At 61.9% G+C, this 23,143-nt stretch carries 18 protein-coding genes; 11 read left to right on the plus strand and 7 right to left on the minus strand.

What is annotated here, in order from left to right; all coding sequences use genetic code 11:
- The first annotated feature begins 234 nt into the window (after window positions 1-234).
- Genes dacB through pmrB form a run of 3 tightly spaced genes read left to right on the plus strand, consistent with a single transcriptional unit; the run spans window position 235 to window position 3,388 of the window.
- A complete protein-coding gene (gene dacB, locus K7H94_RS16115) occupies window positions 235-1,668 on the plus strand; it encodes a serine-type D-Ala-D-Ala carboxypeptidase (protein ID WP_031279733.1) in 1,434 nt (477 codons plus the stop codon).
- The gene (gene pmrA, locus K7H94_RS16120; RefSeq protein WP_021507711.1) at window positions 1,668-2,330 is read left to right on the plus strand and encodes a two-component system response regulator PmrA; all 663 of its coding nucleotides are present in this window, start codon (window positions 1,668-1,670) and stop codon (window positions 2,328-2,330) included. The genes dacB and pmrA overlap by 1 nt, the downstream gene beginning before the upstream one ends.
- Window positions 2,327-3,388 carry a two-component system sensor histidine kinase PmrB gene (pmrB, locus tag K7H94_RS16125; protein WP_021507712.1) on the plus strand — a complete coding sequence of 354 codons (1,062 nt, stop codon included), beginning with the start codon at window positions 2,327-2,329 and terminating at the stop codon, window positions 3,386-3,388. The genes pmrA and pmrB overlap by 4 nt, the downstream gene beginning before the upstream one ends.
- A gap of 6 nt (window positions 3,389-3,394) precedes the next feature.
- On the opposite strand, the gene K7H94_RS16130 is transcribed toward pmrB, so the two are convergent.
- Complete coding sequence (locus tag K7H94_RS16130) at window positions 3,395-5,671, minus strand: TonB-dependent siderophore receptor (RefSeq protein ID WP_058770686.1); 2,277 nt, start codon at window positions 5,669-5,671, stop codon at window positions 3,395-3,397.
- Between the two features lie 262 nt (window positions 5,672-5,933).
- Between K7H94_RS16130 and fes the strand changes: the two genes are divergently transcribed.
- Together fes and K7H94_RS16140 are read left to right on the plus strand one after the other, a co-directional pair.
- Window positions 5,934-7,208 (plus strand): enterochelin esterase, encoded by a 1,275-nt coding sequence (gene fes, locus K7H94_RS16135; protein WP_150059184.1) that lies wholly within the window; start codon window positions 5,934-5,936, stop codon window positions 7,206-7,208.
- Complete coding sequence (locus tag K7H94_RS16140; protein ID WP_245001381.1) at window positions 7,201-11,085, plus strand: enterobactin synthase subunit F; 3,885 nt, start codon at window positions 7,201-7,203, stop codon at window positions 11,083-11,085. Before fes ends, K7H94_RS16140 begins: the two co-directional genes overlap by 8 nt.
- A gap of 79 nt (window positions 11,086-11,164) precedes the next feature.
- Here the strand turns inward: K7H94_RS16140 and K7H94_RS16145 are convergent, their stop codons facing one another.
- The 3 genes from K7H94_RS16145 to fepD are packed head-to-tail and all read right to left on the minus strand — an operon-like array spanning window position 11,165 to window position 13,928.
- Window positions 11,165-11,962, minus strand: coding sequence for an ATP-binding cassette domain-containing protein (locus K7H94_RS16145; protein ID WP_222951338.1), 798 nt, complete (start codon window positions 11,960-11,962; stop codon window positions 11,165-11,167).
- The gene (gene fepG, locus K7H94_RS16150; protein WP_222951339.1) at window positions 11,959-12,942 is read right to left on the minus strand and encodes an iron-enterobactin ABC transporter permease; all 984 of its coding nucleotides are present in this window, start codon (window positions 12,940-12,942) and stop codon (window positions 11,959-11,961) included. The genes K7H94_RS16145 and fepG overlap by 4 nt, the downstream gene beginning before the upstream one ends.
- Window positions 12,939-13,928: a Fe(3+)-siderophore ABC transporter permease gene (gene fepD / locus K7H94_RS16155; protein WP_127833606.1), complete on the minus strand. Its 990-nt coding sequence runs from the start codon at window positions 13,926-13,928 to the stop codon at window positions 12,939-12,941. Before fepD ends, fepG begins: the two co-directional genes overlap by 4 nt.
- Before the next feature lie 146 nt (window positions 13,929-14,074).
- Between fepD and entS the strand changes: the two genes are divergently transcribed.
- Entirely contained in the window at window positions 14,075-15,325 is a 1,251-nt protein-coding gene (gene entS, locus K7H94_RS16160) for an enterobactin transporter EntS (RefSeq protein WP_211725230.1), read from the plus strand.
- Here entS and fepB read toward each other — a convergent pair.
- A complete protein-coding gene (gene fepB, locus K7H94_RS16165; RefSeq protein WP_222951340.1) occupies window positions 15,320-16,285 on the minus strand; it encodes a Fe2+-enterobactin ABC transporter substrate-binding protein in 966 nt (321 codons plus the stop codon). The two genes, entS and fepB, sit on opposite strands and share 6 nt — an antisense overlap.
- A 176-nt stretch (window positions 16,286-16,461) precedes the next feature.
- Between fepB and K7H94_RS16170 the strand changes: the two genes are divergently transcribed.
- Genes K7H94_RS16170 through K7H94_RS16190 form a run of 5 tightly spaced genes read left to right on the plus strand, consistent with a single transcriptional unit; the run spans window position 16,462 to window position 21,315 of the window.
- Window positions 16,462-17,643: an isochorismate synthase gene (locus K7H94_RS16170; protein WP_222951341.1), complete on the plus strand. Its 1,182-nt coding sequence runs from the start codon at window positions 16,462-16,464 to the stop codon at window positions 17,641-17,643.
- Between the two features lie 10 nt (window positions 17,644-17,653).
- Window positions 17,654-19,267, plus strand: a complete 1,614-nt coding sequence (locus K7H94_RS16175; protein WP_222951342.1) for a (2,3-dihydroxybenzoyl)adenylate synthase — start codon at window positions 17,654-17,656, stop codon at window positions 19,265-19,267.
- An 18-nt stretch (window positions 19,268-19,285) separates the two neighbouring features.
- On the plus strand, window positions 19,286-20,140 hold the full coding sequence (locus K7H94_RS16180; RefSeq protein ID WP_222951343.1) for an isochorismatase family protein: 855 nt from the start codon (window positions 19,286-19,288) through the stop codon (window positions 20,138-20,140).
- Window positions 20,137-20,895: a 2,3-dihydro-2,3-dihydroxybenzoate dehydrogenase gene (gene dhbA / locus K7H94_RS16185; RefSeq protein WP_058759589.1), complete on the plus strand. Its 759-nt coding sequence runs from the start codon at window positions 20,137-20,139 to the stop codon at window positions 20,893-20,895. The genes K7H94_RS16180 and dhbA overlap by 4 nt, the downstream gene beginning before the upstream one ends.
- 3 nt (window positions 20,896-20,898) lie before the next feature.
- Window positions 20,899-21,315: a hotdog fold thioesterase gene (locus K7H94_RS16190; RefSeq protein ID WP_021507726.1), complete on the plus strand. Its 417-nt coding sequence runs from the start codon at window positions 20,899-20,901 to the stop codon at window positions 21,313-21,315.
- A gap of 133 nt (window positions 21,316-21,448) precedes the next feature.
- Here the strand turns inward: K7H94_RS16190 and cgtA are convergent, their stop codons facing one another.
- Window positions 21,449-22,624 carry an Obg family GTPase CgtA gene (gene cgtA / locus K7H94_RS16195; protein WP_058759590.1) on the minus strand — a complete coding sequence of 392 codons (1,176 nt, stop codon included), beginning with the start codon at window positions 22,622-22,624 and terminating at the stop codon, window positions 21,449-21,451.
- Between the two features lie 249 nt (window positions 22,625-22,873).
- On the minus strand, window positions 22,874-23,131 hold the full coding sequence (rpmA, locus tag K7H94_RS16200; protein WP_006121751.1) for a 50S ribosomal protein L27: 258 nt from the start codon (window positions 23,129-23,131) through the stop codon (window positions 22,874-22,876).
- Window positions 23,132-23,143 lie beyond the last annotated feature (12 nt).

Consider the following 23,143-nt stretch of genomic DNA (forward strand, 5'->3'; position numbering starts at 1 on the left):
ATCTATCCTGGTTAACGGCGTCATCCTGACCGGTGACAGCAGAAGATCGGCTTCTGCGGCGCGTAACCTCTTTTCACAAGCAAAAGAATCCTGACCCGGAAAGCTTTCCGGGTCAGGTATCGGTTTTGCATTTTGATACGTATTTTACCCCAGAGTTCCCTGTGGGTCATTGTTTACTTTGCACCGTCCGGGGACATAGTATTGACGCCTTCACCCGTCAGTTACCGCGAGATTATGCGATTTTCACGACTTGTTACCGGATTAACCTGTGCGTTTATGCTGCAGGCACAAGCAGCACCCGTTGAAGAATACATGCAGTATTTGCCAGACGGCGCAAACCTGGCGCTGATGGTACAAAAAGTGGGCGCATCCACCCCGATAATCGACTATCACGGCAAACAGATGGCGTTGCCGGCCAGTACCATGAAAGTGATCACCGCGCTGGCGGCACTGCTGGAACTGGGCCCGGACTTCCGTTTTCAGACCACGCTGGAGACCAAAGGCGCGGTCAGCGATGGCACCTTAAATGGCGACCTTGTGGCGCGTTTTGCCGGCGATCCGACGCTTAGCCGCCAGGATCTGCGCAATATGGTGGCGGCGCTGAAAAAGCAGGGCATCAACCATATCAAGGGCAATCTGGTGATCGACACCTCGGTGTTCGCCAGTCACGATATGGCGCCAGGCTGGCCGTGGAACGATCTGACACAGTGCTTCAGCGCCCCGCCAGGTGCGGCGATTGTTGATAAAAACTGCTTCTCGGTTTCGCTCTACAGTGCCAATACGCCCGGCGAAAACGCCTTTGTGCGCATCGCCTCTTACTATCCGGCGCACATGTTCAGCCAGGTGCGCACGATCGGACGCAACAGCGGTGACGGGCAGTATTGCGAACTGGACGTGGTGCCCGGCGAGCTCAATCGCTACACGCTGACCGGCTGTATGCGCCAGCGTGCGGAACCGCTGCCCCTGGCGTTTGCCGTGCAGGATGGCGCCGCGTGGGCCGGCGAGATCCTTAAAGCGCAGCTGCGCGACGCCGATATTGATTACAGCGGCCATTTAGTGCGCCAGACGCAGGTGACGTCACCGGGTACGGTGCTGGCCTCGACGCAGTCCGCACCGCTGCACAACCTGCTGCACACCATGCTGAAAAAGTCAGACAACATGATCGCTGATACCGTGTTCCGCACCATCGGCCATCACTACTTTAACGTGCCGGGTACTTTCCGCGCCGGTTCGGATGCGGTCAGGCGTGTGCTGCGCGAAAAAGCCGGCGTCGACCTCGGCAACAGTATTCAGGTGGATGGCTCCGGCCTGTCGCGTCACGACCTGATCGCGCCGGATACCATGATGCAGGTGCTGCAGTTCATCGCCAAAAATGACGCCACGCTGAATTATATTTCGATGCTGCCGCTGGCGGGTTATGACGGCACGCTGCAGTATCGCGGCGGTCTGCACGAAGCGGGGCTGGATGGCAAAGTGTCGGCAAAAACCGGTTCGCTGCAGGGCGTCTATAATCTGGCTGGGTTCATCACCACGTCGAGCGGTGCGCGCGTGGCCTTTGTCCAGTTCCTCTCTGGCTATGCGGTACCGCCGGAAGACCAGAAAACGCGGCGGATTCCGCTGGTGCGCTTTGAGAGCCGGCTCTATACCGACATTAACAAGAACAACTAATGAAACTGTTGATCGTTGAAGATGATGCGTTGTTACAATCGGGCCTGGCGCAGGCGCTGAGCAGCGAGGGCTACGCCGTGGATTGCGCTGGCAGCGCGGCGGAAAGCAACGCCCTGCTGCGCAGTAGCCAGTACAGCCTGATCGTGCTGGATCTCGGTCTGCCGGATCGCGATGGCGCCACGCTGCTGCGCCAGTGGCGGCGAGACGGCATCGCGGTGCCGGTGCTGATCCTGACCGCGCGCGATGCGCTGGAGGATCGCGTCGACGGGCTGGACGCCGGTGCCGATGATTACCTGGTCAAGCCGTTTGCGCTGGCAGAACTGCAGGCGCGGGTGCGCGCGCTGATCCGCCGCTATCAGGGGCACAGCGACAACCTGCTGCAGCAGGGCGATCTGACGCTCAATCTCAGCTCGCAGCAGGTGCTGCTGGAGAATCTGCCGCTGGAGATCACCCCCAAAGAGTTCGCCCTGCTCACTCGCCTGCTGATGCGCGTGGGGCAAAATGTGCATCGCGAAACGCTGCAGCAGGATCTCTACAGCTGGAACGACGATCCCGGCTCCAACACTTTAGAAGTCCACATTCATAATCTGCGCCGCAAGCTGGGGAAAGATCGCATCAAAACCGTGCGCGGCGTTGGCTACCGGCTGGAACTGCGCGAATGAACAGCATGCGTCAGCGGTTACTGATCATGCTGGCGCTGATTCTCCTCACCTGCCAGGTGATGAGCGCCATCTGGCTGTGGCATGAAAGCCGCGAACAGATCAGTTTCCTCGTCAATGAAACCCTGTCGGCCCAGGCGCGTAACGATCGCGTGGAGAATGAGATCCGTGAGGCCATCGCTTCGCTGTTGCTGCCTTCGCTGGTGATGGTAAGCCTGACACTGCTGCTGTCGTTCTGGGCCATCAACTGGATTATCCGTCCGCTCAAATCACTACAGGACAGCCTTGCCCACCGCTCTGCCGACAACCTGACGCCGCTGCCGATTTACTCCGAGATGGATGAGATCGTTGCGGTCACCTCCTCCATCAACCAGCTGTTTTCCCGTCTCGACCACACGCTGCAGCAGGAGCGATTATTCACCGCCGACGCCGCGCACGAGCTGCGTACGCCGCTGGCCGGGCTGCGCCTGCATCTTGAGCTTCTGCATCAGCAGCAGGTGCCGCAAAGCGCCATGCTGATTGAGCGTATCGACCAGCTGATGCACACCGTCGAACAGCTGCTGATGCTGTCGCGCGCCGGTCAGGCGCTGGCGGGCGGCCACTATCAGCAGCTGCAGTGGCAGCGTGACATCATGCAGCCGCTGATGCCGGAGATGGCTGAACTGTATGCCCAGCGTCAGCAGACGCTGCACTGGCCAGACGGCGACGATGTGCCGCAGCAGGGTGAAGCGGTGCTGCTGCGCCTGATGCTGCGCAATTTGCTGGAGAACGCGTCGCGCTACAGTCCGGAAGGCAGCAGCGTGCAGGTGAAGCTGCGTCAGGTGCAACAGCAGGTCTGGGTTGAAGTGTGGGATCAGGGGCCGGGTATTGATGCCGATGCGGCAGAAGAGCTGACGCAGGCGTTCCGGCGGCGCGATCAACGCTATGGCGGCAGCGGCCTGGGCCTGAACATTGTGCTGCGTATTGTGCAGATGCATCGCGGCAGGCTGGAACTGGTGAACCGCGAAGACAGCAGCGGACTGGTCGCCCGCTGCTGTTTGCCAACGCAACTGATTGGCTGAACGCCATCAGAAGTGGGTGTTGAGGCTCATATAGTAAGTACGGCCTGATTCGTTATAGGTATTGGCACCGGCACCGTAGAGATAAGCGCCGGTGGTGGCGTTACCGGTGGTTTGCGCATTGCCCTCACGGAAGTGGCGCTTATCGAACAGGTTATCGATGCCCAGCGTCACGCTGGCGTACTTATTAATATCGTAAGTACCGCTCAGGCCGACAATCGAGTACGGGCTCACTTTGTCGGTGGCGCTGCCGGTCACCGGCTGTCCTTTGTAGTCGTACTTCTTCGGCGTCTGGGTGCCGTACCACGTCAGGGTGGTTTGCAGCGACAGATCCTGCGTTGCCTGCCAGCTCAGCGTCGAGTTCAGCGTATACTCCGGAATGATCGACAGACGATCGCCGGTCTCCTTGTTCTTGCTCTGCAGCATGTAGGTGAAGTTGTTATTCCACATCACGCTGTCAGAGAAAGGAACATTGACCGTACCTTCCAGCCCTTCCACCACCGCTTTCGGCACGTTCTCCCAGCGATAGATATCCGTGGTGCCGTTAGAGGCTTTACCTGAAGGCGCATAGCCGGCTTCAATCTTGTTACGGTAATCGTTACGGAACCAGGTCAGACCGGCCTGATAACCTTCATGCTTCCACTCCAGCCCAACTTCTTTATTGATGCTGTTTTCCGCTTTCAGATTCGGATTACCCTGCAAATAGCAGGCGCCGGTGCTGGCGGCGCAGCCCTGGCCGTTGCTGTACAGCAGGTAGTTCGGGTTCGTCTGGTACAGACTCGGCGCTTTGTAGGCTCGGCCAATCCCCATCTTCAGCGTGAAGTCATCACCCAGCCCCTGTGACAGGTTAAGCGACGGGCTCCAGTTGTTGCCAACGATGGAGTGATGATCGAAGCGCAGCGCCGGCGTCAGCATGGTGCTGTCGGTCAGCTCCATGTTGTCTTCGGCAAACAGGGAGAAAATCTCCGCCTGGGCATAAGGACTGCGGCCGGTGCTGGCGATGCCTGGCACAGCGCCGTTGCTGGCGGCCTGGGTGGTCGACGAAGGATCTTTCATGCGCTGCTGGTTCCACTCGGTGCCCAGCGTCGCGGTCTGATTGACGCCCAGCTCAAACGGCAGGCTGATTTCACTGTGCAGCAGCACGTCGTCCAGCTGAATGGTATTGAACCCGCTGTTGGAGAAGATCCCTTCCGTGCCGCCCGCCAGACCTTCATTGATGCGCGTATTGCGGGTTTTTTCGTAGCGCGCCCAGCTGCTGGTGCTGATGCCGTTATCCCACGCGCCGGTCCATTTCAGTGAAATATTCTGGCGATACAGACGGTTGGTTTCATCGCCGTACAGGCTTTTCACCAGCGCGTTAGTGTTGGTGTTCTGCGTATCGCCCGCGTACAGGTTGCCCTGACGACTGTAACCGGCCTGCAGCTCCAGCGTCTGCATAGGGGCAAACGCCCAGCTCAGCAACGCATTGATATCTTTGTTAACCGAGCCTTCGCGGCCTGCCGGGTAGCTGCCAGCATAGCTGCCGGTGCGCGCTGCCGCATGCCCTTCATTGATGTCGTACGCGTCGGCCTGGGTTTTGGCTAAGCCGCCATACAGCCGGAAGTTGAAGTCGTCGCCCAGCGGCCCTTCAAGGCTGAAGTTGGTGCGTTTGGTCGCCCCTTCCGATTTGTGTTCCGGCGCGTTGAAGTAGGTATTCCACGAACCGTGCCACTGCTGATCGCTGTACTTTTTGGTGATGATGTTCACCACACCGCCCGCCGCGCCGTTACCGTAGCGCACCGCGGCCGGCCCGCGAATCACGTCGATGTGATCAATCATCTCCGGCGGCACCCAGTTGGTATCGCCGCGCGTATCACGCTCACCGCGCCAGCCGAGACGCACTGAGTTACGGCTGGTGATCGGCATGCCGTCCACCATGATCAGTGTATTTTCCGGTCCCATGCCGCGAATATCGATCTGACGGTTGTTGCCGCGCTGGCCGCTGGTCGAGTTACCGGTCAGGTTAACCCCCGGCATGGTACGGATAATTTCTGAGACATCGCGCGCCGGCGGATGCTTTTTGATCTCATCGGCGGTGATGGTGGAAACCCCCGGTGCCTGCAGCGTCTGCTGCTGGGCCGTCACCATTAAGGTGCCACCGTCCATCGCGCTGGCGTCGGGAGAAGAGGCGTTGCTGGAAGTCGTCTTGCTGGAAGTCTCTGCTGCCCAGGCGCTGCCGGAGAGCAGTGAGGCGCTGAGCCCCAGTTCGATCAAAATAGCGAAGGTTAACCGCGAGTAATGCTTCATTTTTTTTCATTCCTGGAAGGCCAGTTCTGCGCCACAGCGGAGTGACTGGCGAGCCGGTGAGAAGATCCCTGTCTTTATCGCGCAGCCGTTCACACCTGGCAGGGCCATCCTTTGCTGAATCCCATGACTTACCGGGTGCCAGACGGAACGTGCGTGCTCATTTTGAGCGCAGTCACCCTATTGCAAATGCAAATAATTATCAATATTATTATTTATCAATCCTATGTAAACCTCCCCGTACAGACGGCGACTGGCAGCCCCTATGACCTGGCGAAATGATGGAATTGGTAGCGAAGCCTGGTGGCAGGAGCAACAGACTCAGGGCATTCCGCGCATTGAGCCGCAGCAGGATGGCACCTGTCTGGTGACCTTCTTCTGGCGCGATCCGCAAGGCAGTGAAACCACCTCCCACACCCAGCGCGTGTGGATCAACATCACCGGCGTGACCGATCACCACCAGCGGCGCCCGCCGCAATCGCTGATGCGCGTCGCCAGTAGCGATGTCTGGTACTGGCAAACCGTGCTGCCGTCACACTGGCGCGGCAGCTACTGCCTGATGCCGGATCGGCAGGCCAGCGATTTCAGCGGCGAGCCTGACATGCATGCGCTGCGCCACTGGTGGCGCGAAAAATTCCCTGCCGCGCAGGCCGATGCGCTCAATCCGCTGCGCAGCTGGTCCGGCGGACGCGGCATGGGCGTGTCACCGCTGCACCTGCCTGACGCGCCCGACCAGCAGGTGTGGCGTGCGGTGGATGAGGGCCGCGCCCCGACGCTGACGCTGCAGGAGCAGCAGTGGAACAGCGCGCTGCTCGGCAATCGTCGCCGGGTGTGGCTATACGCCACAGGCGAGGCGCAGCACGGCCCGCGTCCGCTGGCGATACTGCTCGATGGTCAGTTCTGGGCGCAGCAGATGCCGATCGCCGGCCCACTGCAGCAGCTGACCGCCGCGGGCAAGCTGCCGCCGGCGGTCTACCTGTTTATCGACATCATCGATCGCGAACACCGCAGCCGCGAGCTGCCATGCAATCCGCAATTCTGGCAGGCGGTGCAGCAGGAGCTGTTGCCGCAGGTGGCACGCTGGATGCCGTACGATGCGCAGCCGGCGCGCACGCTGGTTGCCGGGCAAAGCTTCGGCGGTCTGGCCGCGGTGTTTGCCGCGCTGCACTTTCCCCACACCTTTGGTAACGCGCTCAGCCTGTCCGGCTCCTTCTGGTGGCCGGAGCGCGGTAACCCGCATGGCTGGCTGTTGCAGGCGCTGGACCATGGCCTGGCACCTCGCCAGCCGCTGCGTTTCTGGCTGGAGGCAGGCCAGCGTGAAGGCCTGATTCTGCAAGCCAATCAACAATTACAACAACAACTTACCGCTGCCGGCTATCAGGTGCATTACCAGCCGGTAGAGGGCGGCCATGACGCGCTGTGCTGGCGCGGTGGCCTGCTCGACGGTCTGCAAGCTTTGTGGCGCAATCCAAATTCATTCATCACGCCAGACGTGAACCGGAGCGACAGTAAATTCTCTGATGAACGACACTATGATTGACCAACAAACTCTGCCGCTGGTGGCGGCGCAGCCTGGCATCTGGATCGCCGACCAGCTCAGCCGCCATCACAACGCTTACGCGGTCGCGCACTTTGTCGAACTGCGCGGCGACATCAACAGCGCGCTGCTGGCGCAGGCCATCGTCGACGGGATGCAGGAAGCCGATACCCTGAATATGGCGTTCGGCGAAATCGACGGCGAGCCGCTGCAGTGGCCGCAGCCGCAGACTTTCAGCCTGCCAGACATCGTTGATCTGCGCAGCGAAGCGGATGCCGCTGCCGCCGCGCGCGCCCTGATGCGTGCCGATATGCAGGGCGACCTGCGTGTGCTGAGTGGCGCACCGCTGTGGCACCATCGTCTGTTCCGCCTCGGCGAACAGCACTGGTTCTGGTATCAGCGCTATCACCATCTGGTGGTGGATGGCTTCAGCTTTACCGCGCTGACGCGCCGCATCGCCAATCTGTACAGCGCCGCCGTACAGCACCAGCCGCCTGAGCCGACACCGTTTATTCCGTTCAGCGCCGTGGTTGACGAGTATCAGCGCTATCAGCAATCGGCGTCTTACACCCGTGACGGCGAATTCTGGCGCGAAAAAGGCCGCGCCCTGCCCGCGCCCGCCTCGCTGTCGCCGCTGCCGCTGGCCGGTCAGAGCGCCAGCACCGATCTGCTGCGTCACAGCGTTACGCTGGATCGTCACCGCTTCCAGACGCTGACCAGCCAGCATCCACAGCACAGCGCCGCCGATCTGGCCTTTGCGCTGGTAGCGCTGTGGCTGGCTCGCCTCAGCGGACAAAATGATTTTGCTGCCGGCTTCATCTTCATGCGCCGCATCGGCTCAGCCGCGCTGTGCGCCACCGGTCCGGTGATTAACGTGCTGCCGATGGCGGTGCATTACCAGCCGGGACAAACGCTCGGCGATCTCGCCGCTCAGCTGGCCGCGGAAGTGAAAAAAATGCGCCGTCATCAGCGCTACGATGCTGAACAGGTGCAGCGCGATCTCGGCCGCCCCGGCGATAGCGATCCGCTGTATGGCCCGGTGATCAACCTGAAGATGTTTGACTACCAGCTCGATTTCGCCGGCATTGAAGGCATCACGCATCAGCTGGCCTCCGGCCCGGTGCGCGATCTGGAAATCGCAATTTACCTCAGCGAGCACGGCGATCTGACGCTGGAGCTGCTGGCGAACGCGCAGCGCTATGCTGCCGAGACGCTGCAGCGCCATGCCAGCCGCTTTGCCCTGCTGCTCAGCCAGCTGGCCGCGCAGCCGCAGCGCGCGCTGGGCGAGCTCGATCTGCTGACGCCAGCGGAGCAGCAGCAGATTGCGGCCATCAATCAGACCGCCCATCCGCTGCCAGCGGAAACCCTGGCGTCGCTGCTGGCGCAGCAGGCGCAGCGCACCCCGGACGCACCGGCGCTGGCCGATGCGCAGCACCAGCTGAACTATCGCCAGATGCAGCAGCAGGTATTCGCGCTGGCGGCCGATCTCAGTGCGGCCGGCGTGCAGCGAGGTGATATCGTCGCCGTGGCGCTGCCGCGTTCGGTGCAGCTGTCGCTGGCACTGCAGGCGATTGTGACGCTCGGGGCCGCTTATCTGCCGCTGGATACCGGCTATCCGGACGAGCGGCTCCAGCTGATGCTGGAAGACGCCGCGCCCAAAACGCTGATTACCGCTGCCGCGCTCAGTGCCCGCTTCCGCGCCATCGCGCCGGTCAGTCAGCTGCACTTTGACACCCTGTATAATGCCGAATATGCACCGGCACCGGCCAGCGCGCCGACGCCGCAGGATGGCGCGTACATCATCTATACCTCCGGCTCTACCGGCCGGCCGAAAGGCGTGCTGGTCGGCCATCAGGCGATCGTTAATCGCCTGCTGTGGATGCAGGATCGTTATCCGCTGCAGGCGGATGACGTGGTGCTGCAGAAAACGCCGAGCAGCTTTGATGTCTCGGTGTGGGAGTTCTTCTGGCCGCTGCTGGTCGGCGCGCAGCTGGTGATGGCGCCGCCGGATGCACACCGCGATCCGGAAGCCTTACAGCAACTGTTTGCCCGCTACAAAGTCACCACCACGCATTTCGTACCCTCGATGCTGGCGGCCTTTGTCGCGGCGCTCGATCACCCGGCCGCGATAGCGTGCTGCGCCAGCCTGCGCAACGTGTTCTGCAGCGGTGAAGCATTGCCCACCGATCTGTCGCGCAGCTGGGAAACATTGACCCGCGTGCCGCTGCACAATCTGTATGGGCCGACCGAAGCGGCCGTTGATGTCAGCTGGTATCCGGCGTATGGCGCGGCGCTCGCCGCCGTCGATGGCCCGAGCGTACCGATCGGATTCCCGGTGTGGAACACCGGCCTGCGCATTCTTGATGCGCAAATGCAGCCGGTGCCGCCGGGCGTGGCCGGCGATCTCTATCTTACCGGCATTCAGCTGGCGCACGGCTATCTCAACCGGCCGGAGCTGACCGCCAGCCGCTTTATCGCCGACCCGTACGCCGCTGGCGAGCGCATGTACCTGACCGGCGACGTAGCGCGCTGGCTGGACAACGGTGCGGTGGAGTATCTCGGACGCAGCGATGACCAGCTGAAGATCCGCGGTCAGCGCATTGAGCTGAACGAAATCGATCATGCGCTGTGCGCCCAGCCCGGCATTGAGCAGGCGGTGACGCATGCGGTGGTGCTGGGCAGTGCGGCGGCACAGGGCGATGCGCGTCAGCTGGTGGGCTACGTGGTGGCGCCTCAGCCGGTGGATGGCGATGCGCTGCGTCAGGCGCTGGCACAGCAGCTACCGGCACACATGGTGCCGGTGGCCATCGTCCAGCTGGAGGCGCTGCCGCTCAGCAGCAACGGCAAACTGGATCGCAAAGCGCTGCCGCTGCCGCAGAGCACCACGCAGCGCCAGGGGCGCGCGCCACTGCCCGGTTTAGAGAGCACGCTGGCCGCAGCGTTCTGCCGCCTGCTGGCCTGCGACACGATCGGTGCGCATGATGATTTCTTTGCGCTCGGTGGCCATTCGCTGCTGGCGATGCGCCTTGCTGCGCAGCTGCGCCGCGAGCTCCAGCTGCCGGTCTCGGTCGGGCAGATCATGATCGCCCCGACGGTGGAAAAACTGGCGGCGCTGCTGAGCGATGGACAATCCCATCAGCAGGCGGGCTTTGAAGCGGTGCTGCCGCTGCGTAAAGGCAGCGGACCGACGCTGTTCTGCTTCCACCCGGCGTCCGGCTTCGCCTGGCAGTTCAGCGTGCTGCAGCGTTACCTTGACCCACGCTGGTCACTGGTCGGCATTCAGTCGCCAGACACGCAGGGACCACTGAACCAGAGCGCGCACCTCGATGAGGTCTGTGAAGCGCATTTGCATACGCTGCGAGAGGTACAACCGCACGGGCCCTACTATTTCCTCGGCTACTCGCTGGGCGGTACGCTGGCGCAGGGCATTGCTGCCCGGCTGGAAGCGGCGGGTGAAGAGGTCGCCTTCCTTGGCCTGCTCGACACCTGGCCGCCGGAAACGCAGAACTGGGATGAGAAGCGCGGCGAGAATGTGCTGGATCCGGCGGTGCTGGAGGAGGTGAATCGCGAGCGCGAACAGTTTATCGCCGCGCAGCGCCATCAGGCCGGTGAAGAGATGCAGGCCATGTTCGATACCATCGAAGCCAACTACGCCAGCTCGGTGCGTCTGCTGGCCACGGCGCGCAGCGCACGCTTCGGCGGCCGCGCTAAGCTGTTCCTCGCCGAACAGACGCAGCAGCCAGGCCAGGATGCGCGCCGCGCCTGGGCGCCCTATGTCGGTGAGCTGACGGTGTGGCCGATGGATTGCGCCCACGTCGAGATTATCTCGCCTCGCATGTTTGAGCAGATCGGGCCGCTGTTGCAGCAGTTGCTGGCGTAGCGGTTTTGTCCTCACCCTCTCCCGGCGGGAGAGGGAAACGTATGGCAGAAAACGTTTACATCACAGCCCCTTCTCCGCCTTAGCGCCCGCGCCCCAGCGGCACAATCATTGGCGTATGCGCCACCGGATCCTCAACAATCACACAGCGTAATCCGTACACCTGCTCAATCAGCGCCGGCGTCACAATCTCGCCAGGCTTGCCCTCGGCAATGATCCTCCCGTGACGCATGGCGATCAGATGGGTGGCGTAGCGGCAGGCGTGATTAAGGTCGTGCAGCACCACCACCAGCGTGCGGCCATGCTGCTGATTGAGCTTCTGCATCAGCTCAAGCAGCTCAATCTGGTGGGTTATATCCAGCCAGGTGGTGGGCTCATCCAGCAGCAGCAGCGGCGTCTGCTGCGCCAGTACCATGGCGATCCACACGCGCTGACGCTGCCCGCCGGACAGGGTATCGACCGCCTGTTGCGCCAGGTCCGCCACGCCGGTGGCCAACATCGCCTGCTGCACCGCCGCTTCATCCTCCGCGCGCCAGCGGCCAAACAGTGACTGATGCGGATAACGTCCGCGCGCCACCAGCTCGCTCACGCTGATGCCCGCCGGTGCGTTTGAACTCTGCGGCAGCAGGCCAAGGCGGCGCGCCACCTCTTTGGTGGGATAACGTGCAATTGCCTCGCCGTCCAGCAGCACGTCGCCTTTCAGCGGTGCCTGCAGGCGGCTGAGAGTACGCAGCAGGGTGGATTTACCGCAGGCGTTAGGGCCGATAATCACGGTCAGCTCCCCTTGCGGAATCGCCACCGACAGATTTTCCGCCACCACTTTTTTGTCATAACCCAGCGTCAGGCCTTCGCCATACAGCCGTGAAGGAATATCGATCATTGGCGTCGCGCCTCCCGCACCAGTAACGCAATCAGATAGAGTCCGCCCAGGCTGACGGTGATCACGCCAACCGGCAGTTGATAAGGCAGGAACAGATGCTGCGCGGCATAATCGGCGGCGCACAACAGCAGCGCGCCGCACAGCGCCGCCAGCCATAATGCGCCTTTTTCCCCGCCGCTCAGCCGGCGCGCAATCTGCGGTGCCAGCAGCGCCACGAACGAGATCGGCCCCGCCAGCGCGGTGGACGCCGCGGTCAGCAGCACGCCCAGCAGCATCAGCCACAGGCGGCTGCGCTCCACCGGCACGCCGAGCGCGCAGGCGGTGTCATCGCCCATCTCCAGCAGACGCATGCGGCGCGTTAACAGCGCCACCAGCAGCAGCGACAGCAGCAGCATCGTCACCACCGGCGGCGTTTTCGCCCAGGTGATGCCGTTGAGCGAGCCGGCGCTCCACAGCCCGGCGCTGAGCGCCGACTCCAGCGAAGCGCTGATAATCAGCCAGGCATTGAGCGCCATCAGCAGCGCGCGCACGCTGATGCCCACGATGATTAACCGAAACGTTTCCACCCCGTTGCGCCAGGCAAACAGATACACCAGCGCAGCCGTCGCGATACCGCCGATCAGCGCGGCCCCGGTCATCGCGGTAATACTTTGATTGAACAGCACCAGCGCCACCAGCACACCGCTGTAAGCACCGGTATTGAAGCCGAGAATATCCGGGCTGCCGAGCGGGTTACGCAGCAGCGACTGAAAAATTGCCCCGCTGACACCCAGCGCCGCACCGATCAGCAGCGCCATCAGCACGCGCGGCAGCCGCCACTCCACCACAATCAGCTGCACGTTGGCCGCTCCCTGCCCGCGCAGCGCCTGCCACACCTGCTCCGCCGTAATCGGCAGCGCACCGCGCGTCAGCGCCAGCCACGTCAGCAGCGCACACGCTAATAGCAGCCAGCCGCCATGCAACCCGGCACGCCGCGTCATAATCCACCTCGCCCGCGCTGGCGCCGTACCAGCAAAATCAGCATCGGCGCGCCAAGGATGGCGGTCACAATTGAGACACGCAGTTCGCCTGCCACCATCATCCGCCCCAGAATATCCGCCGCCAGCAGCAGCGCCGGGGTGATCAGCGCCGTCGCCGGCAGCAGCCAGCGGTGATCGTTGCCCACCAGCCAGCGGGCAAAATGCGGCGTCATCAGGCCGATAAAAGCGATCGGTCCGACGGCGGCGGTCGCCGCGCCGCTCAGTAAGGCAATCGCCAGCAGGCCCAGCAGTTGAGTGCGCAACACGCGCGTGCCCAGCGCCGCCGCCATATCGCCGCCCATGCTCAGGCTGTTCAGCGACTGCGCCAGCCCCAGCGCCAGCGCCGCACCGGCCAGCACCGCCGGGCTCAGGGTGCGCAACACGCTGAAATCGCGGATATCCAGCGAGCCGCTTTGCCAGAAGCGCAGGTGATCGTAAATGTCCGGATTGAGCAGCGACAGGCCGGAGGTTAAACCCTCCAGTACCGCTGCCAGCGCCACGCCTGCCAGCGTCAGACGCACCGGATTGACGCGCCCGCCGCCCATCGCGCCAATCACCGTCATCAGCAGCGCCGCCAGCAGCGCGCCGCTGAAGGCCAGCGTCAGCCACTGCAGCGGGGAGTCCGCTCCCAGCAGCGCGATGCCGAGCACGATGGCAAAACCGGCACCGGCGTTCACGCCCAGAATGCCCGGCTCGGCCAACGGGTTACGCGTCAGACTCTGCATCAGCGCGCCCGCCAGCCCCAGCGCCACGCCCGCCAGCAGACCGGCCAGCGTGCGCGGCAGGCGCGCATCGCGCACGATGATGCACTCCGCGCTGGAGCAGGAGGCGGTGAGAGCGTGATACACATCGGAAAGCGGTATTGATTTGGCACCCAGCATCAGACTGAGCGCCATGAGGAGCAAAAGCAGAATCCCTGAGCCTGCTAATGCACGGATCTGGCGCATAGCGTTCTAAACCTTCACTGTTCGACGTCGTTGCAGTGCAACGTAATGTGATAATGATATTTGTTATCGTTATTACTCGCGTTTGCCTATGTTACCATGAGTCGCCTCGCGGATGATGAGGAAAATTGGTGCAAAAAGGCGAAACAATGAACAAACCCTCTCACTTTATCGATCTCTCACTGCTGAAAACCCACGCGGCGTTTCGCGCGGTGTTTATTGCGCGTTTTATCTCGATTGTGGCGCTCGGCATGCTGGCCGTTGCCGTGCCGGTGCAGATTCAGCAGATGACCCATTCACCGCTGCTGGTGGGCCTCGCCGTCACGCTGTCCGCTGCCGGCATGTTTACTGGCCTGCTGACCGGCGGCGTGCTGGCCGATCGCTATGAGCGTAAGACGTTGATCCTGCTTGCCCGCACCACCTGCGGACTGGGCTTTGTCGCGCTGGCGATAAATGCCGCGCTGCCCGCGCCTTCGCTGCTGGCGGTCTATCTGCTGGGCTTGTGGGACGGCTTTTTTGGTGCGATTGGCGTCACGGCGCTGCTGGCCGCTACGCCAGCGCTGGTGGGACGCGAAAACATCATGCAGGCCGGTGCCATTACCATGCTGACGGTGCGCTTCGGCTCGATTTTATCGCCGGCAATTGCTGGTGTGGTGATCGCGCACGGCGGCGTGCTGTGGAATTATGGACTGACCGCCTTCGGCACGCTGCTGACGGTGCTAACGCTGCTGAAGCTGCCTGCGCTGCCACCGCCTCCGCAGCCGCGCGAGCATCCGCTGCGGGCGCTGGCAACCGGCGTGCAGTTCCTGTTTGCCAGCCCGCTGGTCGGCATGGTGGCGCTGACCGGTGCGCTGGTGACGCTGGCCAGCGCCATCCGCGTGCTGTACCCGGCGCTGGCACCGCACTGGTCAGTCAGCGCCGACCAGCTCGGTATGCTGTACGCTGCCGTGCCGCTCGGTGCCGCCGTGGGTGCATTTACCAGCGGCAGGCTGAAACAGGCAGCGCGCCCGGGCCGGCTGGTGCTGGGCAGCGCCGTGGCCGGTTTCGTCGCCCTGGGCCTGTTCAGCCTGATGCCGACGCTGTGGCTGGCGCTGCTGTGTCTGGCGGGCTTCGGCTATTTCAGCGCCATCAACAGCCTGGTGCAGTACGCGATGATTCAGCTGCTGACGCCGGATCATCTGCTGGGCCGCATCAACAGCCTGTGGACGGCGCAGAACGTGTGCGGCGATGCCCTCGGCGCCGCGCTGATTGGTGCCCTCGGTTCGTGGCTGCTGCCGGCGCAGGCTGCCGCGGCGTTTGGCTGTGCCGCGACACTGCTTGGCGTCATGATGTGGCTGATGATGAAAGGATTGCGGCGCTATCAGGCGCCCGCGCCGGTGCTGGCGCAGCAAACATCATGATTTGACGAACAGCTGATGCAGACGCGTCAGCAGATTGCTGGCGCTGTAGTAATCCAGGCGGAAGGTGTCGATACCCAGCGCATAGACCTGCTTATCGCGCACCGCCGCGTTTTGTGCCAGGAACGGGTTGCTCAGCACTGACTGCGCAGTTTTGTCATCGCCGGCAAACAGCAGGAAGCTGTGACCGGTCAGGCTGGCGGCGAGATTCTCGCCCGAGAGCTGAATAATGTCTTTGCGCTGGCCCATGCTGTGCCCCTGTTGCGTGCCGGCCGGCGGCTGCGCCAGGGTAAAACCGAGCTGCTGCAGCAGTTTGCCCTGCGCCGATGCGGCGGTCCATAGATTCACTGCCCGGCCATCACCGTTCCATACCATCGCGGAGACCGGCTGCGGCGGCAGCGTAATGGCCTGCTTCAGCGCCGCTTCGCGATCGTCGAACTCTTTTACGCGCTGCGCCGCCTGTGCTTCATGGCCGGTGGCCTGCCCCAGCAGCGTAACCACATCCTGCCAGCTCTTATCGTCGTAGTTGACCACCAGCGTGAGGGCAATGGCGGACAGCTGACTGACCAGCTTCAGGGCGGAGTCATTACCGGTGGCGCTGACGATGATCAGATCCGGGGCTTGCGCCGCAATCGCCTCGGCGCTCGGCTCACCAATGTACAGCCGCTTAACGTGGCGCTGTTTTGCCACCTCGCCCCACTGACGGAAGAAGCCCTGATCGTCGGCCAGGCGGCTTTTCGGTGCGGTCGCGCCTGAGGCGATGACCGGCGCGTCAATCGCCAGCAGCGAGCCGGTCAGCGTGACGCTGGTGGAGACAATACGCTGTGGTGCCTGGTGAAGCGTTACCGTTCCGGTCGCGCCCTGTACGCTGCGCGGCCAGCCCTGGTCGGCCCGCGCTGTCCCTGACAGCGACTGGAAAATGAACAACAGGACAGCCATGCCCCATAAACCGCATTTATTCATAAGTTTTGATCCACCTTTTAGCTTAATGCCTTGCCCGGCGTCAGCCGCCGCTTACGTCTGACAGCACGGTAAATCCCGCGAATGGATTGACTCTTTGCCCCTTTCGACGTAGGTTACAGAGCCATAATAAAAATGATAATCATTCTTAATAATCTTATCATTTATAGGTGAAAATTATGGTGGAAAGCTCCACGTTTGAAAATGCCTGGCTGAAGGATTTTTCCGCGCTGTGCCGCGGTTTCCTTTTCACCTCGCCATGGCGCAGCCTGGCCACCCAGGGCTGCTATACCACGATCAACACGCCGGTGGGCGATGCCGCGCTGCTGCAGGGCGACTTTCAACAGCAGCTGCGCCAGCACTTTGCCGCGGCGAAAAAGCAGGGGATCGCCAATCCGCTGCTGGTGGGCGCGATTCCGTTTGACGTCAGCCAGCCAGCGTCCCTGTTCATACCCGAATCCTGGCAGAGCTTTAATCGCGCCGACCTGCAACAGGCGTTACCGGCGCAGCAGAGCGATCTGCCGGCAGTGCGGCGGCGGACGGCAGTACCGGATCACGCGGTGTTTACCCGCATGGTGGCCGACGCCGTTGCCACCATCCAGCGCGGCGATCCGGACAAAGTGGTGCTGTCGCGCCTGATGGATATCGTCACCGAGCAGCCGGTCGATACCGCCGCGCTGATGCAGCGCGTGATCGCGCAAAATCCCAATAGCTACCATTTCCATCTGCCGCTGGCGGAAGGAGGCGCGCTGGTGGGCGCCAGCCCGGAACTGATGCTGCGCAAACAGGGGCGCGATTTCTCCTCCTGCCCGCTGGCCGGCTCGGCGCGCCGCCATCATGACGACGCCAGCGCCGATCGCGTGGCAGGTAACACCCTGATGGCGTCAGCCAAAGACCGCCACGAACATCAGCTGGTGACCGACGCGATGCGCAGCACGCTGCAGCCGCGTAGCCGACTACTGTCAGTGCCTACCGTGCCGTCGCTGATCACCACCGCCACGCTGTGGCATCTGGCGACGCAAATCGATGGCGAAGTGCAGGATGAGCGCGAAAACGCGCTGTCGCTGGCGGCGCTGCTGCACCCAACCCCGGCCCTGAGCGGCTTCCCGCACGCCCGCGCGCAGCAGCTGATTCAGCAGCTCGAACCCTTTGATCGCCAGCTGTTTGGCGGCATCGTCGGCTGGTGCGACAGCGAAGGCAACGGCGAATGGGTGGTGACCATTCGCTGCGGAACGGTAAACGGCACGCGCGTGCGGCTGTTTGCCGGCGCTGGCATCGTCGCCGACTCGCAACCGGAATCAGAATGGCGTGAAACGGGTGTGAAGCTGGACACCATGTTGCGCGCTTTTGGACTGCAATAAAGGAACAAGCATGAGCATTCCCTTCAGCCGCTGGCCGGCACATCTGGCCGCGCGCTATCGCGAGAAAGGCTACTGGATCGACGTGCCGCTGACCGACATCATCGACCGCCATCGCGAAAACGACGCTATCGCCGTGATCGACGGCCCTGTGCAGCTCAGCTACCGCCAGCTGGCGCAGCGCAGTGATAATCTGGCGGCGGCGCTGCAGCGGCGCGGTTTACAGCGCGGTGACACGGCGCTGGTGCAGCTCGGCAACGTGGCGGACTTTTACGTTACGCTGTTTGCGCTGTTTAAGCTGGGCGTGGTCCCGGTGTACGCACTGTTCAGCCATCAGCGCACTGAACTGCAGGCCTATGCGCAGCAGATTGCACCGAAACTGCTGATCGCCGATCGCCAGCACGCGCTGTTTGCCAGCGACGACTTCATCGCCACGCTGTGCGAGGCGCAACCCACGCTGCAGCAGGTGATCCTGCGTAACGACGCGCAGGCGGAAAATACGCTGGCGTCGCTGCAGGATGAAGCGGCTGGCGATTTTGTCGCGACACCGACGGCCGCCGATGAAGTGGCGTTTTTCCAGCTCTCCGGCGGCAGCACCGGGACGCCGAAGCTGATTCCGCGCACCCACAACGACTACTACTACAGCATCCGCGCCAGCGACGAGATTTGCCACATCAACGCCGACACGCGCTATCTGATCGCCCTGCCCGCGCCGCATAACTTTGCCATGAGTTCCCCCGGTTCGCTCGGGGTGTTCTATGCCGGTGGCCAGGTGATTCTCGCCGCGGATCCCAGCGCCACGCTCTGCTTCCCGCTGATTGAGCAGCACCAGGTGACCGATACCGGACTGGTGCCGCCGGCGGTCAGCCTGTGGTTGCAGGCAATTCAGGAGTGGGGCAGCAATTCAGCGCTGGCCTCGCTGCAGCGCATTCAGGTGGGCGGAGCCAAACTGGGCGAAACGCTGGCCGCACGCATTCAGCGTGAAATCGGCTGCCAGCTGCAGCAGGTGTTTGGCATGGCGGAAGGGCTGGTTAACTACACGCGCTTCGGCGATGACGAGCAAACCATTCTGACTACCCAGGGGCGTCCGATTTCGGAAGATGACGAAGTGTGGGTGGCCGACGAGAACGGCAATCCGCTACCGCCAGGCCAGGTGGGTCGCCTGATGACGCGCGGCCCTTACACCTTCCGGGGCTACTACAACAGCCCGGAGCACAATGCCGCCAGCTTCGACGCCAACGGTTTTTACTGCTCAGGCGATCTGATTGAGATCAACGCTCAGGGTTACATCACCGTACAGGGACGCGAAAAGGATCAGATCAACCGCGGTGGCGAGAAGATCGCCGCAGAAGAGATCGAAAACCTGCTGCTGCGCCATCCGGATGTGATCCACGCCGCGCTGGTGTCCATGCACGACGAGCTGATGGGTGAAAAGAGCTGTGCCTTCATTGTGGCGCGCCAGCCGGTGAAACCGGTCGCGCTGCGCCGCCATCTGCGCGAGCTGGGCATTGCCGAATTCAAACTTCCCGACCGCATTACCTGCGTCGACGCCCTGCCGCTTACCCCGGTGGGCAAAGTGGATAAAAAACGTTTACGCCAACAGCTTGCTGAGCAGACGCAAGCCTGATTTTTTCCGGAGATTGTAATGGCTATTCCAAAACTGACCTCTTATGCGCTGCCCGCCGCCACTGAGCTGCCGGCTAACAAAGTACAATGGGCGCTGGAGCCGCAGCGCGCGGCGCTGCTGATTCACGATATGCAGGCCTATTTCCTCAACTTCTGGGGCGAAGACAGCCCGCTGGTGAATCAGGTGGTGGAGAACATTGCCCGCCTGCGCGCTTACTGCAAAGCGCAGGGCATTCCGGTGTTCTATACCGCCCAGCCCAACCAGCAAAGCGATGAGGATCGCGCGCTGCTGAATGATATGTGGGGACCAGGGCTGAACAAACATCCGGATCAGCAGAAGATCGTCGACACGCTGGCGCCGGATCAGGACGATCAGGTGCTGACTAAATGGCGCTACAGCGCGTTCGTGCGCTCGCCGCTGGAGTCTATCCTGCAGGAGATGGGCCGCGATCAGCTGATCATTACTGGCGTGTATGCCCACATCGGCTGCCTGACCACCGCTACCGACGCCTTCATGCGTAACATCCAGCCGTTTATGGTGGCCGATGCGCTGGCCGACTTCTCGCGCGACGAGCATATGATGGCGCTGACCTACACCGCAGGTCGCAGTGGCAAAGTGGTGATGACCGCCGACCTGATGCCGCTGCCACAGAGCAAGGACGCACTCCGCGCACTGATTCTGCCGCTGCTGGAAGATGATGACGTGCCGGAAGATGATGAAAACCTGATCGATTATGGGCTGGATTCAGTGCGCGTGATGGCGCTGGCGGCGCGCTGGCGTCAGGTGCACAGCGATATCGACTTCATCAGCCTGGCGAAAAACCCCAGCATTGATGGCTGGTGGGCGCTGCTGTCACGGGTGCCAGCCCAATGAGCGCCTGTTTTGATTTCAGCGGAAAAATTGTCTGGGTGACCGGTGCCGGCAAAGGCATCGGCTATCACACCGCGCTGGCGTTCCATCAGGCCGGTGCGCAGGTGACCGGTTTTGATTTGCATTTTGGCCAGGATGACTATCCGTTTGCCACCTGCCAGCTGGACGTTGCCGACAGTGCTGCGGTGCGCGACTGCTGTCAGTCACTGCTGGCCAGCCAGCCGCGGCTGGATATCCTGGTGAACGGCGCGGGCATTCTGCGCATCGGCAGCACCGATGCGCTGTCGTTTGCTGACTGGCAGGCGTGCCTCGCCGTGAACGCCGGCGGCGCGTTTAACCTCTTCCAGCAGACGCTGCCGGTCTTCCGCCAGCAGCGCGCTGGCGCGATTGTCACCATCGCCTCTAACGCCGCGCACGCCCCGCGCCTCGGCATGTCAGCCTATGGCGCGTCCAAAGCAGCGCTGCGCAGCCTGTGTCAGACGGTTGGGCTTGAGATGGCACCGTATGGCGTGCGCTGCAACATTGTCTCACCGGGATCAACCGATACCGATATGCAGCGCAGCCTGTGGCATACGCCGGAAGCCGAGCAGGAGATGATCAACGGTTTCCCGGATCAGTACAAACTGGGGATCCCGCTGCGTAAGATCGCCCAGCCGCAGGAGATCGTGAACAACATCCTGTTCCTGGCCTCGGATCTTGCCAGCCACGTGGTGCTGCAGGATATTGTGGTGGACGGTGGCGCAACGCTGGGAGCCTGAGGCATGGCAATCTGGAAACGTACGGTGGATCTCGCCACGCTGAATCAGCTGGGCGATAACTCGCTGGTGGCGCATCTCGGCATCGTGTTTACCGCCATCGGTGACGATTATCTGGAGGCCACCATGCCGGTAGATAGCCGCACGCAGCAGCCGTTTGGTCTGCTGCACGGCGGCGCGTCGGTGGTGCTGGCGGAGTCGATGGGCTCCATTGCCGGTTACCTGAGCGTGGAAGAAGGTAAAAGCGTGGTGGGCATTGAGGTGAGCGCCAGCCATCATCGGGCGGTGAGCAGCGGCGAGGTGCGCGGTGTTTGTCGTCCGCTGCATCTGGGGGCGCGCAATCAGAGCTGGCAGATTGAGATACGTAATGGTCGCGATCAGCTGTGCTGCAGTTCGCGGCTGACGGTGGCGGTGCTGGGGTAGGTTTGGCTCCTCTGCAGCCTGATGCCCTCACCCTGCCCTCTCCCACGGGGAGAGGGAATGATTGTGCGGGCTGGTGCTCTGCGCTAAGCAGCAATAAAAAAAGCGGCCATCTGGCCGCTTTTTTTTGCTGACATCAACGCTGATAAATGATCTCGACGCCTTCGTCGTCGTCTTCATCCCAGTCGTCATCCCAGTCTTCGTCTTCTTCCACTTCCTGAGCATTTTCCAGCGCTTCACGGTGGTAATCATCCCACATGAAGGCCACTTTCTCTGGCTGCTTCGCTTCTTCTTCCGCTTCTTTTGGATTCGCAATGATAAAGCTCATCACATCCCAGCACAGCTCATTGACACCGTCACGGCTGGCGGCGGAGATCAGATAGTATTTCTCATCCCAGCCCAGCGCTTCGGCAATCGCTTTAGCGCGGCTTTCCGCCTCTTCACGGCTCAGCAGGTCAGTTTTATTGAACACCAGCCAGCGTGGCTTCTGGTACAGCTTGTCGCTGTATTTCTCCAGCTCGCCGAGAATGATGCGGGCGTTCTCTACCGGATCGGATTCGTCGATTGGCGCGATGTCGATGAGGTGCAGCAGCACACGGCAGCGCTCCAGATGCTTGAGGAAGCGAATTCCGAGGCCCGCGCCTTCCGCTGCGCCTTCAATCAGGCCGGGAATGTCGGCGACCACGAAGCTCTTTTCGCTGTCCATACGTACCACGCCGAGGCTTGGCACCAACGTGGTGAACGGATAATCCGCCACTTTTGGCTTCGCCGCCGATACCGCGCGGATAAAGGTCGATTTACCAGCGTTAGGCAGACCCAGCATCCCCACGTCTGCCAGCAGCATCAGTTCCAGCTGCAGGTCGCGCTTCTCGCCCGGCGTGCCCATGGTTTTCTGACGCGGCGTACGGTTCACGGACGATTTGAAGCGGGTGTTGCCCAGACCGTGCCAGCCGCCTTTCGCCACCATCAGCTTTTGCTCATGGCGCGTCATGTCGCCCAGCGTTTCGCCCGTGCCCTGATCGATCACGCGCGTACCCACCGGCACTTTAACAATGATGTCTTTACCGCGTTTACCGGTACAGTCACGGCTCTGGCCATTCTGGCCGCGTTCGGCGCGGAAAGATTTTTCGAAACGATAATCGATCAGGGTGTTGAGGTTTTCATCCGCCAGCAGGTAAACATCGCCGCCGTCACCGCCGTCACCGCCGTCCGGTCCCCCTTTGGGAATGTACTTCTCGCGGCGGAAGCTGACGCAACCGTTGCCACCATCACCCGCGACCACCAGGATCGTCGCTTCATCAACAAACTTCATTTTTTATCTCCGTCACACTGTCGTTTGCGCCACGCTGCGGGCGACAAACGGGTCCGCCAGGGTCTTCTGCGCTGACCGGCGGCGGATAATACAGGATTGGCAAAGCCATGTGTACATAAAGTGTACAGCAAACTGAGGCGCAAGGTCAGCGTGATTGCCGTAACCTGCGGCAGAATGTAAAAAGCCCCGCAAAGCTGCGGGGCCTTCCATTCGTGTGTTCAGACGTTAATCGTCTGCGGCACAACAACCTTACTCAGCAACGATACTGATGTATTTACGGTTGTTAGGACCTTTAACTTCGAATTTAACTTTGCCGTCTGCGGTAGCAAACAGAGTGTGGTCACGACCACAACCTACGTTGTTACCGGCGTGGAATTTGGTACCACGCTGACGAACGATGATGCTACCTGCCAGAACAGATTCACCACCGAAACGCTTAACACCCAGACGTTTTGCATTGGAGTCGCGACCGTTACGAGTCGAGCCACCAGCCTTTTTATGTGCCATTTGTCAGATCTC

It is taken from the genome of Pantoea dispersa (assembly GCF_019890955.1).
In the GTDB taxonomy this organism is placed as follows: domain Bacteria; phylum Pseudomonadota; class Gammaproteobacteria; order Enterobacterales; family Enterobacteriaceae; genus Pantoea; species Pantoea dispersa.